The sequence below is a fragment of the Bradyrhizobium sp. ISRA430 genome, assembly GCF_029909975.1.
GTDB lineage: Bacteria > Pseudomonadota > Alphaproteobacteria > Rhizobiales > Xanthobacteraceae > Bradyrhizobium.
Map to the genome: position 1 here is coordinate 5,875,165 of NZ_CP094516.1, position 14,318 is coordinate 5,889,482.

General features: G+C 65.8%; 13 protein-coding genes. 8 read left to right on the forward strand and 5 right to left on the reverse strand.

From position 1 onward, the window contains the following. The first annotated feature begins 4 nt into the window (after window positions 1-4). A complete protein-coding gene (locus MTX21_RS27880) occupies window positions 5-1,312 on the forward strand; it encodes an HlyC/CorC family transporter (protein WP_280967854.1) in 1,308 nt (435 codons plus the stop codon). 88 nt (window positions 1,313-1,400) lie between these two features. On the opposite strand, the gene MTX21_RS27885 is transcribed toward MTX21_RS27880, so the two are convergent. Continuing rightward, window positions 1,401-1,670, reverse strand: a complete 270-nt coding sequence (locus tag MTX21_RS27885; RefSeq protein ID WP_280971176.1) for a BolA family protein — start codon at window positions 1,668-1,670, stop codon at window positions 1,401-1,403. Between the two features lie 159 nt (window positions 1,671-1,829). On the opposite strand from MTX21_RS27885, the gene MTX21_RS27890 reads away from it, so the two are divergent. After that, window positions 1,830-2,462 carry a DnaJ domain-containing protein gene (locus MTX21_RS27890; protein WP_280967855.1) on the forward strand — a complete coding sequence of 211 codons (633 nt, stop codon included), beginning with the start codon at window positions 1,830-1,832 and terminating at the stop codon, window positions 2,460-2,462. 154 nt (window positions 2,463-2,616) lie between these two features. On the opposite strand, the gene MTX21_RS27895 is transcribed toward MTX21_RS27890, so the two are convergent. Beyond that, window positions 2,617-3,576 carry an IS5 family transposase gene (locus MTX21_RS27895; RefSeq protein ID WP_280964961.1) on the reverse strand — a complete coding sequence of 320 codons (960 nt, stop codon included), beginning with the start codon at window positions 3,574-3,576 and terminating at the stop codon, window positions 2,617-2,619. A 240-nt stretch (window positions 3,577-3,816) separates the two neighbouring features. After that, window positions 3,817-4,911, reverse strand: a complete 1,095-nt coding sequence (locus tag MTX21_RS27900) for a citrate synthase/methylcitrate synthase (RefSeq protein WP_280967856.1) — start codon at window positions 4,909-4,911, stop codon at window positions 3,817-3,819. Between the two features lie 74 nt (window positions 4,912-4,985). Between MTX21_RS27900 and MTX21_RS27905 the strand changes: the two genes are divergently transcribed. Further along, window positions 4,986-6,215, forward strand: coding sequence for a citrate synthase family protein (locus MTX21_RS27905; RefSeq protein ID WP_280967857.1), 1,230 nt, complete (start codon window positions 4,986-4,988; stop codon window positions 6,213-6,215). A 141-nt stretch (window positions 6,216-6,356) separates the two neighbouring features. On the opposite strand, the gene MTX21_RS27910 is transcribed toward MTX21_RS27905, so the two are convergent. After that, window positions 6,357-7,016 (reverse strand): DedA family protein, encoded by a 660-nt coding sequence (locus MTX21_RS27910; protein WP_280971177.1) that lies wholly within the window; start codon window positions 7,014-7,016, stop codon window positions 6,357-6,359. Between the two features lie 296 nt (window positions 7,017-7,312). Here MTX21_RS27910 and cobS point away from each other — a divergent pair, with 296 nt between their 5' ends. From cobS to MTX21_RS27935, 5 genes are all read left to right on the forward strand, one after another. Then, window positions 7,313-8,311: a cobaltochelatase subunit CobS gene (cobS, locus tag MTX21_RS27915; protein WP_280967858.1), complete on the forward strand. Its 999-nt coding sequence runs from the start codon at window positions 7,313-7,315 to the stop codon at window positions 8,309-8,311. A gap of 144 nt (window positions 8,312-8,455) precedes the next feature. Continuing rightward, window positions 8,456-10,363, forward strand: coding sequence for a cobaltochelatase subunit CobT (gene cobT / locus MTX21_RS27920; protein WP_280967859.1), 1,908 nt, complete (start codon window positions 8,456-8,458; stop codon window positions 10,361-10,363). Further along, complete coding sequence (locus tag MTX21_RS27925; protein ID WP_280967860.1) at window positions 10,360-11,445, forward strand: esterase-like activity of phytase family protein; 1,086 nt, start codon at window positions 10,360-10,362, stop codon at window positions 11,443-11,445. The genes cobT and MTX21_RS27925 overlap by 4 nt, the downstream gene beginning before the upstream one ends. Window positions 11,446-11,767: 322 nt before the next feature. Continuing rightward, the gene (locus MTX21_RS27930) at window positions 11,768-12,880 is read left to right on the forward strand and encodes an NADH:flavin oxidoreductase/NADH oxidase (RefSeq protein ID WP_280967861.1); all 1,113 of its coding nucleotides are present in this window, start codon (window positions 11,768-11,770) and stop codon (window positions 12,878-12,880) included. A gap of 391 nt (window positions 12,881-13,271) precedes the next feature. Continuing rightward, window positions 13,272-13,676 carry a hypothetical protein gene (locus MTX21_RS27935; protein WP_280967862.1) on the forward strand — a complete coding sequence of 135 codons (405 nt, stop codon included), beginning with the start codon at window positions 13,272-13,274 and terminating at the stop codon, window positions 13,674-13,676. Between the two features lie 286 nt (window positions 13,677-13,962). Here MTX21_RS27935 and MTX21_RS27940 read toward each other — a convergent pair whose 3' ends face one another. Then, window positions 13,963-14,208, reverse strand: a complete 246-nt coding sequence (locus MTX21_RS27940; protein WP_280967863.1) for a PilZ domain-containing protein — start codon at window positions 14,206-14,208, stop codon at window positions 13,963-13,965. Window positions 14,209-14,318: the final 110 nt, after the last annotated feature.

A 14,318-nucleotide genomic window follows, 5' to 3' on the forward strand; every position in this document is an offset into this window, starting at 1 on the left:
GTGCATGGACTGGCTCGGACTCTCCATCGTCGTCTTCTGCCTCCTGATCTCGGCGTTCTTCGCCGCGAGCGAGACCGCGCTGACCGGCGCCTCGCGCGCCAGCATGCTGCGGCTGACCAAACAGGGCAATCACGACGCCGTAATCGTCTCAAAGCTGATCGAGAACCGTGAGCGGCTGATCGGCGCGCTCCTGCTCGGCAACAACATTGCCAATATCGGCGCCTCCGCGATCGCGACCGGCATCTTCACCACCTGGTTCGGCGAGGTCGGCGTGCTCTACGCGACTGGCGTGATGACGGCGCTGGTCGTCGTCTTCGCCGAGGTGCTGCCCAAGACCATCGCCATCAACGCGCCGGACCGGCTTGCGCTGGCGGTGGCGCGGCCGATGCGGCTCACCGTGTTCATTCTGGGGCCGGTGCTCTCGGTGGTCGAGACCCTGGTGCGGATCTTGATGCGGCTGTTCGGCGTCACCATCGGCGAGCATCAGGCGATCCTGTCGCCGACCGAGCGCCTGCGCGGCGCGGTCGACCTCCTGCACCATGAGGGCAAGTTCGAGAAGCACGACCGCGACATGCTCGGCGGCCTCTTGGACCTGCGCGAGCTCCAGGTCTCCGACGTCATGATCCATCGCACCGAGATGATGATGATCAACGCCGACCTGCCGGCGGAGGAGCTGGTGCGGGAGGTTCTGGCGACCGAATACACCCGCATCCCGCTCTGGCGCGACAAGCCGGAGAACATCATCGGCGTGCTCCACGCCAAGGATCTTTTGCGCGCGATAAGGGCATCGGACGGCGACACCTCGCGCATCGATGTTTCCACCATCGCGCTGCCGCCCTGGTTCGTGCCGGAGATGCGCCCGGTCTCCGAGCAGCTCAAGGCCTTCCGCCGCCGCAAGACCCATTTCGCGCTCGTCGTCGACGAGTACGGCGAAGTCGAGGGCCTGGTGACGCTGGAAGACATTTTGGAGGAGATCGTCGGCGACATCTCCGACGAGCATGACGTCGTGGTGGCCGGCGTGCGCGCGCAGCCGGACGGCTCTGTCGTGGTCGACGGCTCGGTGCCGATTCGCGATCTCAACCGCGCGATGGACTGGCACCTGCCCGACGAGGAGGCGACGACGGTGGCCGGCCTCGTCATTCACGAGGCGCGCTCGATCCCCGACCGCGGCCAGAGCTTTACCTTCCACGGCTTCCGTTTCCGCGTGCTCCGCCGCGAGCGCAACCGCATCACCGCGCTCCGTATTTCCCCGGTGCCGCGCGAGGCTGAGATCGAGGAGGCCAAGCCGAGGCGGGCAGGGACGTCGTTCTGACGCTTGTAGGTGTCATGCCCCGCCGGAGCCTGTCATCGGGCTCGCCGAAGGCGAGACCCGGTGGCGGGGCATGACAGTGGAGTTGAATTTAACCTTCGCCGGGCGCCTGCGCGTGGATCGCCAATGCATGCACGCCGCCGGAAAGTTCCGCGGCCAGAGCTGTATTAATCATGCGATGGCGCTCGACCCGGCTCTTCCCTTTGAAGGCATCAGACACGATATAAACACGAAAGTGCGTTTCGCCGCTCGGTCGATGGCCGGCGTGGCCCTCATGCAAATGTGACTCGTCGAGGACTTGCAGGCTTTCCGGCGTGAAAGCTTCCTGCAACTTGTTGCTGATAGTGTCTTTGATAGCCATGTGAGCCATTAAGGTGCGCAATCGCACGTCGTCAATGCCCATAGGCTGCTCCTGGCGGCCGTTCTTGAAAACGCCGAAGCGACGCTTTCGGCTATGGGTTTTGTCCTAATTGCAATGTCAAGACTTGAAGGTTTTTGCATTGCGTAGTCAAAGTCAGCCATGCCGATCGATTCATCCAAATTCTTTGACTCCATTCGCGTCAAGCCGCGAGGCAAGCAGGAAGCGAAGCCGCGCGAGACCGTCGTCAATTGCGAGTGGACTGGCTGCCAGAACAAGGGCACGCACCGCGCGCCCAAGGGCCGCGAGAATTCGCGCGAGTACTGGCACTTCTGTCTCGACCACGTGCGCGAGTACAACCAATCCTACAATTTCTTCTCCGGCATGAATGCCGACGCGGTCGCGCGCTACCAGAAGGATGCGCTGACCGGCCACCGCCCGACCTGGAAGATGGGTGCCAATGGCGGCGTCAAAAAGGGGACGGAAGCCGAGATCGACGGCGCCTTCGATCCGTTCAGCATGTTCGCGGAGATCAACGGCCGCGCCAACTGGCGGCGTGGGCCGGAGGCCCAGCCCAAGGCCGAGACGCGCAAGGTGATGAATGCCGAGCGCAAGGCGCTCCAGGTGATGGGCCTCGGCCCCGACGCCACGCTCGCCGACGTCAAGACCAAGTACAAGGCACTGGTGAAGCAGCACCACCCAGACGCCAATGGCGGCGACCGCTCGACCGAAGACCGCCTGATCGAGATCATCAAGGCGTATAATTATCTAAAGACGGTGGTGAAGGAGGCGTAGGCCCCGGCTGCAGGCCACGCGCTCGCTGCATTCCCTTCTCCCCTTGTGGGCCTGTTGCGCTACTGGCTTTTGAGGCCGAGACAGGTCAGGGGAGAAGCTGGTTGCCGGGGTAGCGGGCCGACGAAGGGGTCGGCTGGTGCCCTCGGCGGGCGGCTCAGGCTGTGATCGCAGCCCATTTCCTCATGTTGAACGCGATGGAGGCGAGCAGGACTTGCCCGCTTGCTTTGGCAAGACCGACATAACGGATGCAGGTCAGTCGCATGCGGCGTTTGAGGGTGGCGAAGGTGGTCTCCACCGTTGCCCGTCGTCGGGCGATGAGAAGGTTGTAGCGTTTGAGCCTCGGCGGCAGCTCCGGGTGATGCCTGTTGGGACGACGTGCGATGCGGGGCTTTTTGCCTTCAGCTTTCAGCCGGGCCCGCCTGGCATGGGTGTCATAGGCGGCATCGGCCCACACCACGGCTTCGTCGCCGCGGATCAGATCGTCCGCAGGCGTCGTGTCGTTGATATTGGCGGGCGTGGTCAGCACCGACCGGATCAGGCCGGAGCCCTCATCGACACCCATGTGAGCCTTGTAACCGAAGGTCGAGCCGCTTTTGCCTTGCCGCTTGGCAAACCGGGCATCGGGATCCTTCGACGGCTGTTCTTGCGTCGGAGGCGCTGACACCGCCTGGATCAATGTCGCATCCAGCATCGTGCCGCGCTTCAGGATGACACCAGCATTCTCAAGCTGACGATCGAGCTCACCAAACAGCTTGTCCAGCAGCCCTTGCTCAACAAGCTGGTTCCGGAAGCGGTTCAGGACCGTGTGATCAGGCGTCGCATCTTCGAGACTGAGACCCACGAAGCGCTTGAACGACAAGCGGTCCCCCAGCGCCTCCTCGAGCTCGCGCTCCGAAAGACCATAGAGCGACTGCAACAGCAGCGCGCGAAACAGCACCAGCACCGGATAGCCCGGGCGGCCAGGGCTTCCTTCATCCCGCAAATGCGCCATCAGCTTCTCGAACCGGTACCATTTGACCAAGCTCGACAACCGATCCAGCGCCGCATTGGCACCGGCTCCCTTCGGCAGCCACGCCTCAATAAAACTCGGCTGCCCCGTCTGCTTCACCGCCATCGTCAGTCCTCCAGGGCTCTGCCCTACAGAATCACAGTCGTGGGATTACGCAACAGGCCCCTTGTGGGAGAAGGTGGCGCGCAGCGCCGCATGAGGGGTTGCTTCCGCGAATTCTGATGCAAGAGGGGCGCGCGCGGAGAGAACCCCTCACCCGTCTCGCCGCTACGCGGCGAGCCACCCTCTCCCACAAGGGGGGAGGGGGCAGCGCGTCGCATTTCATCCGATACCCAACGGAAGACTTCACTCCTTCGGCATCACTCCGACATACGACGAGCTCGGCCGGATCATCCGCCCGGTGCGCTGCTGCTCGCGGGCATGCGCGGTCCAGCCTGCGGCGCGGGCGACCGCGAAGATCGGCGTGAAGGCCTGGCGCGGGATGGCGAGCGCATCGAGTAGGATCGCGGTGAAGAACTCGACATTGGTCTCTAGCGGCCGGTCCGGATTCTTCTTGCGCAGCGCTTGCCGGATATAGGCCTCGACCTCGCCGGCGAAGGGCAGGCCGGCGCCGTCGGCTGAAAGCCGCTCGATCGCCGCCTTGAGCACGTCGGCGCGCGGATCGCGCACGCGGTAGACGCGATGGCCAAAGCCCATCAGCCGCTCGCCGCGCGCCAGCGCCGCATCGACCCAGGGCTTGATCCGTTCGCGCGATCCGATCGCATCGAGCATCTCCAGCACCGGCTCCGGCGCTCCGCCATGCAAGGGGCCGGTCAGCGCGCAATAGCCGGCGGTGACCGCGGCGAACAGGTCAGCCTGGGTCGAGGCCACCACGCGCGTGGTGAAGGTCGAGGCATTCATCCCGTGATCGCACACCGTGACGAGATAGGCATCCAGCGCCGCGACCTCGCGCGGCTCCGGCGAAGCGCCACGCAGCATCCGAAGCGTATCGGCGGCATGGCTTGCGTTCGGATCGGGTGCGACCGGATCGAGACCCTTGGCGCGCCGGACCAGCGCGCCTGATATCACCGGAAACGCGCCGACGATGGTCGCCTCGTGCGCGAGCCCGTTCTCGGCACGCAGGCCCGCGACCGCCGCGCGAAACCCGTCGATGATGCCCATGCCGCGTGTTGCGGGCAGCAGGTCCGGCAGGCGGGCGAAGGCGCGCTCGCGCGCCAGCCCGAGGCTTGCCCGCACATTGGCTTCGCTGAGCGTGCTGTTGCTGGCGCCGTTCCAGAGCCGGGCGGTGACGCCCTCAAAGCTCGATTTGGCGGCGAGAGTGCCGACATGCTCGCCGGCGATGATCAGCTCGCCGCGCTCGCCGTCGACATGGCTCAGCACGGTTTCGGCGGCCGGAACGCCGTCCAGTCCGATCTGGCTTTTGGTGAGGTGGATGTTCATGGCCCAATCTCCTTTCACGGAGGGAAAGATCGGGCCTCTCGACAGATTGATCAATCTTGATTACATAAATCAATATGAAAAATTCTCCGGAGCTGTACCTCTCGGCCCGGGAGGCCGCGGCCGAGCTCGCGGTCTCGCCGGCCACGCTCTACGCCTATGTCAGCCGCGGCCTGATCCGCTCCGAGCCGACGCCGGATTCGCGCAAGAATCGCTATCGCGCCGAGGATGTCCGCACCCTCAAGGAGCGTCGCGCCCCGTCGCCCGAGCCGCGCGGCTTGCGAAGCTTCGATGCCGATCTGCCGGTGATGGACTCGGAGATTTCGACCATCACCGAGGACGGCCCGATCTATCGCGGCGTGAACTGTGTCGACCTCGCCGAGAACGACACTCTGGAGCACGCGGCGACGCTGCTGTGGGACGTCTCCGGCGTTGATCCGTTTGCGCCCGAGAACTGCCCCGAGATTTCCGACGAGATGCGCATCATTGCGCAGGCCGCGCGCCGCGCCGCGCCGATCGATCGCGCCATCGCGGTGCTGGCGCTGGCAACGAGCGCCGACCCGCGCGCCTTCACCCGCGCCCCCGACGGCCGCGCCATGGTCGGCGCGCGCATCGTCCGGCTTTTGGTTGCGGCCATGCTCAATACCGAGCCCTCGGCCGAGCCGTTGCATCAGCAGATTGCGCGCGTGTGGGCGCCCGACAACAAGCATGCGCCCGATCTCATCCGCCGTACACTGGTGCTGCTCGCCGACCACGAGCTGAATGCATCGACCTTCACTGCGCGCTGCGCCGCGTCGACCGGCCTCAATCTCTACGACGCCGTTATCGCTGGTCTCGCCGCGCTGAAAGGGCCCAAGCACGGCGGCGCCGGCGTGCTGGCCTCGCAGCTCGTGAAGACGCTGGTCGACCGCGACGTCGAGCCGATGGTGCGCGAGCGCGTCGCGCTCGGCGAGCGTTTTCCGGGCTTCGGTCACGGCGTCTACAAGCGCGGCGATCCGCGGGCGCAGTCGCTGCTGAACGCCCTGGCGCGCGCCGGCGCGCCGCGCAAATTCACCCGCGAAGTACCGGAACGGATCGCGGAAGCGACCGGCGAGTTCGTCAATATCGACTATGTCCTCGCGGTGCTCGTGCATGCTCTTCGCCTGCCACCCGGCAGCGAACTCGCACTGTTCGCCATGGCGCGCAGCGTCGGCTGGATCGCGCATGCCAGCGAGCAATTGCAGTTCGGAAAGCTGATTCGTCCGCGGGCGCGTTATGTGGGTCCAGCGCCGGGGCGGAGGACGGGGGCTGCTGATGCGAAGAGCTGAGAGCACTCCTCACCTGATCGCTCCGCCGCGCCCATGATCTCCGTCGTCCTGGCGAAAGCCAGGACCCGTACCGCGGAATCTATCGATTGGGGACGCTAGGCGTACCGAACGCCAGGACGACGCCTATTGTGTGGCGGCCGCTTAACCCCGCGGCTTGGCCGCAGCGACGCCGTCGCCATGCCGGTGGCGGATGATCCAGAGCGCGAGGCCCACAATGATCGCGACGCCGACGACGCTGAGGATCCAGATGTGTTTGACGGGATGCCCGTGGTGCGGCAGGCCGGCATAGCTGTGCCAGGCCGAAATGGCCAGCACACCCGGCAGCACGTGCGCTGGCGCCCAGACCAGGATGGCGGGGATGTTGACGGAGTAGAAGCGTCCCGGCGCCATGCCCAGCGCGCCCGCGGTGACCGGGACGAAGGCGCGGATCGGCGGGACGAAACGGGCGAAGAACACGGCCCAGGTGCCGAAGCGGCGGAAGAAGCTCTCGCTCTCGGCGATCACGCGCGGATGGTTGGTCAGCGGCCAGGTGTCGAGGATCTCGCGTTGCCGCCTGTGCCCGATCCAGTAGGCCGAGCCGTCGCCCAGGATGGCGCCGAGGGCCGCCACCAGCAGCACCCATTGCAATTTGAGGTCCCCGCCCGGAACCAGGGCGCTCAGCGCCAGGATGATGGTCGAGCCGGGGACTACAGAGCCCGCCACCGGAACGGCTTCGAGGAGCGCTGCCAGGAACAGGGTCAGGTAGGCCAGCCAGGCGTGGGCCGAAACGAACGAAATGAATGGATCGAGGAAGGACGTCACGTCTTCTCTGTATTGGCCATGGGCTCGGGGGTTCAGATCCACATTAAGTGGGGCGAGGCGGCAAAAGTGCCATTCACGCAGGGAGGGCGCCTCGCCAGTGCGAAATTCGAGCATGATTCGCAGGGCAGCCTTCCCAAAATCGCGTTCCTTGCCTATCTAAATGAAAAGACAATGGAACTTTGATTTGCGCGCGGGCTTCTGCCGGCTCATTGTCTCTGATAGGTTCGCAACCGCACCCAGCCGCAGCCAACGTGCAAATAACTGGTCTCGGGACCGCCCGGGGCCTCGGAGGATTGATGACGACCGCCGCCCTGTCCAAAATTGAGGAAATTTCCGGTCAGCCCGACATGAAGGTGTCGGTCCGCCAGGTGTTCGGGATCGACAGCGATCTCGAAGTGCCGGCCTATTCCGAAGTCGATCCTCATGTTCCGGAAGTTGACTCCGACTATCGCTTCGACCGCGCCACCACGCTCGCCATTCTCGCCGGCTTTGCCAAGAACCGCCGCGTGATGGTGACCGGCTATCACGGCACCGGCAAATCCACCCACATCGAGCAGGTCGCCGCGCGGCTGAACTGGCCCTGCGTGCGCGTCAACCTCGACAGCCACATCAGCCGTATCGACCTCGTCGGCAAGGACTCGATCGTGGTTAAAGACGGCAAGCAGGTCACCGAATTCCGCGACGGCATCCTGCCGTGGGCGCTGCAGAACAACGTCGCGCTGGTGTTCGACGAATACGACGCCGGCCGCCCGGACGTGATGTTCGTGATCCAGCGCGTGCTGGAGGTCTCCGGCCGCCTGACGCTGCTGGACCAGAACAAGGTGATCAAGCCGCATCCGGCGTTCCGGCTTTTTGCAACCGCGAATACCGTTGGGCTCGGCGACACCTCCGGCCTCTATCACGGCACCCAGCAGATCAACCAGGGCCAGATGGACCGCTGGTCGATCGTGACCACGCTGAATTATCTCGGCCATGACGAGGAAGTGGAGATCGTGCTCGCCAAGGCGAGGCACTATCGCACCCAGGAAGGCCGCGACATCGTCAACAAGATGGTCCGCCTCGCCGACCTCACCCGCAACGCGTTCGCCAATGGCGATTTGTCGACGGTGATGAGCCCGCGCACGGTGATCACCTGGGCGGAGAACTCCGACATCTTCGGCGATATCGGCTTCGCCTTCCGCGTCACCTTCCTCAACAAGTGCGACGAGCTCGAGCGTCCGCTGGTCGCCGAGTTCTATCAGCGCTGCTTCAACGCGGAGCTGCCGGAATCGGCAGTCAACGTGGCGCTTAGCTGATCCCTCTCGTGATGTCGTCCCGGCGAAAGCCGGGACCCATGCCGCGAGGTCCCTCGATGAAGCGACGCTGTGAGTTTTTCCCGACGTAACGACGGCAGGTGGTTATGGGCCCCGGCCTGCGCCGGGGGCGACGGATAAGGCGACATGAGCACCTCCAACAGCAAATTCCGGACCGGCAACAAGGAAGCCCCAACCGAGCCGTTCAAGCGTTCGGTGGCGGCCTGCCTGAAGGCGATCGCCAAGACGCCGGAGCTCGACATCAGCTTCGCCGCTGAGCGCCCGGGGCTCGCGCCCGGCAAGGCGCGGCTGCCCGAGCCTGCGCGCAAGATGACCAAGCGGGATGCGGCGGTGGTGCGCGGCCATGCCGACTCCATCGCGCTGAAGATCGCCTGTCACGACCCCAAACTGCATCGCAAGCTGATGCCGGGCAATCCGCAGGCGCGCGGCGTGTTCGAGGCGGTGGAGCAGGCGCGGGTCGAGGCGATCGGCGCGCGCCGCATGGCGGGCGTTGCGAAAAACCTCACCGCGATGCTCGATGACCATTTCCATCGCGGCAAGTTCGACGAGATCACCGACCGCGCCGACGCGCCGCTCGCCGATGCGTTGGCGATGCTGGTGCGCGAGCGGCTGACCGGCATGGCGCCGCCGGCGGCCGCCAAGAAGATGGTCGATCTCTGGCGGCCTATTCTCGAAGACAAGATCGGCCGGCGGCTCGACCGGCTCGACGGCTTGGTCGAGAACCAGACCAAGTTCGGCGACGCCGTGCACGACTTGTTGTCGGCGCTCGATCTCGGCGACGAGCGCAACGCCGACACCGACGACAACGACGACCAGGACGACAACCGCGACGGCGACAACGACCAGTCCGGCGCCGAGGGCTCGCCCGATTCCGATGCCGCCCAGGAGATGAGCGCCGACCAGGCACAGGCGACGACGGAGGAGCTGAGCGAGAGCGCGATGGAAAGCGCGCAGGCCTCGACGTCCGATACGTTCGACGATGGCGAGCTCGGCGATGACGAGACGCCGGGCGAGGCGACGCGGCCGAACTCACGTGGGCAGAACGAGCCGCGCGGCCCGGAATACCACGCCTTCGCGCCCAAGTTCGACGAGGTGATCTCGGCCGAAGACCTCTGCGACCATGACGAGCTGGAGCGCCTTCGCGCCTATCTCGACAAGCAGCTCGCGCATCTGCAGGGCATCGTCGCCCGGCTCGCCAACCGGCTGCAGCGCCGGCTGATGGCGCAGCAGAACCGAGCCTGGGAGTTCGACCTCGAAGAGGGCATCCTGGACCCGGCGCGGCTGTCGCGCGTGGTGACCGATCCCTATCATCCGCTGTCCTTCATGCGCGAGAAGGAGGCGACCTTCCGCGACACCGTGGTGACGCTGCTGCTCGACAATTCCGGCTCGATGCGGGGACGTCCGATCACGGTGGCGGCGACCTGCGCCGACATCCTTGCCCGCACGCTGGAGCGTTGCGGCGTCAAGGTCGAGATTCTGGGCTTCACCACCCGCGCCTGGAAGGGCGGCCAGTCCCGCGAGGCCTGGCTTGCCGCCGGCAAGCCGGCCAATCCCGGACGCCTCAACGACCTCCGCCACATCATTTACAAGTCGGCCGACGCCCCCTGGCGTCGTGCGCGGAAGAATCTCGGCCTGATGATGCGCGAGGGTCTCTTGAAGGAGAACATCGACGGCGAGGCGCTGGACTGGGCGCACAAGCGCCTGCTGGCGAGGGCCGAGCAGCGCAAGATCCTGATGATGATCTCGGACGGTGCGCCGGTCGACGATTCCACGCTGTCGGTCAATCCCGGCAACTATCTCGAGCGGCATCTGCGCCACATCATCGAGGAGATCGAGACGCGCTCCCCGGTGGAGCTGATCGCGATCGGCATCGGCCATGACGTGACCCGCTACTACCGCCGCGCGGTGACGATCGTGGACGCGGAAGAACTCGGCGGCGCCATCACCGAAAAGCTCGCCGAGCTCTTCAGCGAGACGCATGCCGCGCCGGCGCAGGCCGCGCCGAGCCGCCCGCGCCGCAAACTGCATTCGTGAGCACGCTTTCATCCCGCCGCCGCTTCCTCGGCCACGCGGCGGCGGGATTTTCCGCTCTCGCAATCCCCACGCTTGCACGGGCACAGCCCTTGACCGAGCCGCCGCCCAAGGCGGCGCAAATCCCGGGACAGGTCGAGCACGCCGTCAAAGAGCCGGTCGCGATCGAGGTCAACGCACGGCAAATCCCGGCGTTCGAGCCGCGCGACCGTTCGCGCGTGCGCTTCGGCGCGCTGGACTATCGCAGCGGCCTGGTGCTGACCTCGCCCTATCGCGGCTTCGGCGGATTGTCCGGCTTTCGCTTCCTCGACACGAAGGGCGAGCGCTTCGTCGCGATCTCCGACCAGGGCGCCTGGTTCACCGGCCGCATCCGCTACGAAGGCCGCAGCATGGTCGCGCTCGACGAGGTCGAGGCCGCGCCGATGCTGGGCGCGGACGGGCGGCCGATCACCGACAAGCGGCTCTGGTACGACACCGAGTCGATCGCGCTCGACGGCTCCTTCGTCTATGTCGGGCTGGAGCGCGTCAACCAGCTCATGCGCTTCGATTTCTCCAAGGGTTTTACCCGCGCCCGCGGCGAGGTGGTCCCCTTGCCCCCTGCCGCGCGCAAACTGCCGTACAACAAGGGGCTTGAGGCACTGGTCGTCGTGCCAAAGGGCCTGCCGATCGCGGGCACGCTGATCGCGCTGTCCGAGCGCGGGCTGGATGCCGACGGCAATCTGATCGCGTTCCTCGTCGGCGGTCCCACGCCCGGCCAGTTCAGCGTGCGTCGCACCGACAAGTTCGACATCAGCGATGCTGTGCTGCTGCCCTCCGGCGAGCTCCTGATTCTCGAGCGCAAATTCTCCTGGTTCAGCGGCGTCAACATCCGCATCCGCGCCATCCCGTTGAAGGCGATCGCGCCGGGCGCGCTGGTCGACGGGCCCGCGCTCTTCAACGCCGATCTCGGCCACGAGATCGACAACATGGAAGGCATCGACGCCCACGTCACCCCCGAAGGCGAGACGGTGCTGACGCTCGTTTCCGACGACAATTTTTCCCTGCTCCAGCGCACGCTGCTGCTGCAGTTCACGCTGGTGGAGTAACTGTCGTCCCGGCCGCGCAAACTTCATCGTCCTGGCGAAAGCCAGGACCTCCGCGCGAGCGCTTGCGCTCGTCGCGATTACCCCAGGGAGTGGTTTGGCGAAGACTCGTGGTGCGGTACCCGACCGTCCACCATCGATAGACCTCGCGGTATGGGTCCTGGCCTTCGCCAGGACGACGGCGGAGAGCGTGGCCGCAGCTTGCGACCATGTGAGAGCGCAATGCGCCCCGGCGCGGGCGGGCATTCCTGCCGCGCTGGTGGTAATCCGGGTTCCGCTCATTACACTTCTCTCAATTGCCCCTCCACCCCTCGGAACACCCCGCATGAGCGCCCTGTTTTCCCCGATCAAGTTGCGCGGCCTGACGCTGAAGAACCGTCTGGTGGTGTCGCCGATGTGCCAGTATTCGGCCGACGACGGCGTCGCCACCGACTGGCACTTCAGCCACATCAACAATCTGTCGCTGTCGGGCGCCGCGATGTTCTGCATCGAGGCGACCCATGTCGAGGCGATCGGCCGCATCACGCCGGGCTGCCTCGGGCTCTACAGCGATGCCTGCGAGGCGGCGCTCAAGCAAATCCTCGCCTCCGTGCGAAAACACTCCTCCATCGCGATCGGGATGCAGCTTGCCCATGCCGGCCGCAAAGCCTCCAGCGCGCGGCCCTGGGACGGCGGCCAGCTCATTCCGCAAGGCCAGGGCGGCTGGCAGCCGGTGGCGCCAAGCGCGGTGCCGCACAAGGAGGGCGAGGCCGCGCCGCTGGCGCTGGATAGCGCCGGCCTGAAGCGCATCCGCGAAGCCTTCGTCGACAGCGCCAAGCGCGCCGACCGGCTCGGCATCGACGCGATCGAGCTGCACGGCGCGCACGGCTATCTCCTGCACCAATTCCTCTCGCCGATTTCCAACCGCCGCACCGACGACTATGGCGGGTCCTTGCAGAACCGCATGCGCTTCCCGCTCGAGGTGTTCGACGCGGTGCGCGCGGCCTTCCCGTCTGACAAGCCGGTCGGCATGCGGGTGTCGTCGACCGACTGGGTCGACGGCGGCTGGGACCTCGCGCAGACCATCGAATTCGCCAAGGCTTTGAAGAGCCGCGGCATCGACTGGATCGACGCCTCCTCCGGCGGCGTCTCCCCGCTGCAGAAGATTCCGCTCGGCCCCGGCTACCAGGTGCAGTTCGCAGAAAGCATCCGCCGCGAGACCGGCGTTCCCACCATCGCCGTCGGCATGATCACCGAAGCCAAACAGGCCGAGGAGATCGTCGCATCCGGCAAGGCCGACATGGTCGCGCTCGCCCGCGCCATGCTCTACGACCCCCGCTTCGGCTGGCACGCCGCCGCCGAACTCGGCGGCGAAGTCGAAGCCCCGCCGCAATACTGGCGCTCGCAGCCGTCAACGCAAAAGGCGCTGTTCGGCAAGACCACGTTCGGAGCGAGGTAGCGGGCGCGGATTGCGTTGGAGGCGATAGCAGCGCCGCAATCTCAACTGTCGTCCTGGCGAAAGCCAGGACCCATACCGCGAGGTCCATCAACGGCGCGCGGTAGGAGTTGTCGTCGAACAACAACTAAACAACTAAGGGTCATCGCCAAACTTCCCCCTGGGGTAATCGTGACGAGCGCAAGCGCTCGCGCGGAGGTCCTGGCTTTCGCCGGGACGACAGCAAGGGTGTAGCGCGATCTCATCTCTCGCCACCTCATCGGGATTACCCCATTCGGCCGATGATCGCCGGCATCATCGCGCGTTCCGCCTCACCCCTCCGTGACACCCGTTACCTTCCGCCGTAGCCAAAATTGGCCTAACCTTGCCTCAGTCGCGCAAAGCGAGGCTCGCCATGCGTTTTCGTGCCCGGAAGGCTGCCCACGTCTTTGAGCGCGTGGGCCTTGCGATGGCAGGGGCCGCGTGCGGACTGTTCGTCGGCGCCTATGTGGGCTCGGCGATCTCGCACCTCACCACGCAAGGCTTCCTGCTGGTGATGATGCTGCTCGGCGTCATCGGCTTCTATATCGGCATCGACACGCCGCAGCTTCCCTTCGACGAGGAGCACAGCCAGATCGACGCCGCGGAATTGCTGAGCTCGGCCGGCACGCTCTGCGCCACCTTCGCCGCATTCGCCTCCGTCGCCGTCATCGTGCTGCGGCTCGACCCCCACGACGCCTTGACCTGGCTCGTCCTCATCGCCTGGGTCGCCGGCGTCGCCATGCAGATCGTCGCGGGAGCAAAGGCGCGGATGCGGTAGGTGAGGGCGGGGGAGGGGCGGATGGAGCGCACCCTGCATTCGAAGCAATCGAAGTGATGAACCGACAGAGTGCACCGGTGCGTTCCCTCCCCCCTTGCGGGGGAGGGCCAGGGAGGGGGGTGCCACACGGCACACTCTTTCATGTTGCGCTAGAATTCTGTTGCCGCGATCGCGGCACGCGGCCATCACTAATTGCTGGGCCACCCCCCTCCCCAACCCTCCCCCGCAAGGGGGGAGGGAGCAGGGCGGCGTTCGCGGCGCGCGCCGGCTAGCGCATGACCATCCCTCAAAACACCACGCCCACCCGCGTGCCGCGCTTCCAGGCGATGCGGCAGCGCTTCTTGGTGTTGACGTGCAAGAGCTCGAAGCGGTCGGGGATCGCGACCTGGCCGCCGAGATCGACGCAGGCGCCGCCGGGCGAATAGTCGATCAGCGTGCAGTTGATTACCGGCGCGCGCGGGCCGGTGATGATCTTGGCCTGGCGGGACACCAGCCCGCTCGGCTTCACACGGGCATATCGGCGCGGATGCACTGGCACGTCTCCTCCAATTCCGCTGGTCGTGGCGGTGTTGGCCGATCATGCAAGGGAGATGATGCGATAGGGCTAAGGTTGAGGTGAGAATTTTAAGGAAAAGTGGCGGC

What these genes read in the sequence shown, in the direction of transcription:
- MTX21_RS27880 (WP_280967854.1), top strand. Translation starts at nt 5, where the DNA reads ATGGACTGGCTCGGACTCTCCATCGTCGTCTTCTGCCTCCTGATCTCG.
- MTX21_RS27885 (WP_280971176.1), bottom strand. Translation starts at nt 1,670, where the DNA reads ATGGCTATCAAAGACACTATCAGCAACAAGTTGCAGGAAGCTTTCACG.
- MTX21_RS27890 (WP_280967855.1), top strand. Translation starts at nt 1,830, where the DNA reads ATGCCGATCGATTCATCCAAATTCTTTGACTCCATTCGCGTCAAGCCG.
- MTX21_RS27895 (WP_280964961.1), bottom strand. Translation starts at nt 3,576, where the DNA reads ATGGCGGTGAAGCAGACGGGGCAGCCGAGTTTTATTGAGGCGTGGCTG.
- MTX21_RS27900 (WP_280967856.1), bottom strand. Translation starts at nt 4,911, where the DNA reads ATGAACATCCACCTCACCAAAAGCCAGATCGGACTGGACGGCGTTCCG.
- MTX21_RS27905 (WP_280967857.1), top strand. Translation starts at nt 4,986, where the DNA reads ATGAAAAATTCTCCGGAGCTGTACCTCTCGGCCCGGGAGGCCGCGGCC.
- cobS (WP_280967858.1), top strand. Translation starts at nt 7,313, where the DNA reads ATGACGACCGCCGCCCTGTCCAAAATTGAGGAAATTTCCGGTCAGCCC.
- cobT (WP_280967859.1), top strand. Translation starts at nt 8,456, where the DNA reads ATGAGCACCTCCAACAGCAAATTCCGGACCGGCAACAAGGAAGCCCCA.
- MTX21_RS27930 (WP_280967861.1), top strand. Translation starts at nt 11,768, where the DNA reads ATGAGCGCCCTGTTTTCCCCGATCAAGTTGCGCGGCCTGACGCTGAAG.
- MTX21_RS27935 (WP_280967862.1), top strand. Translation starts at nt 13,272, where the DNA reads ATGCGTTTTCGTGCCCGGAAGGCTGCCCACGTCTTTGAGCGCGTGGGC.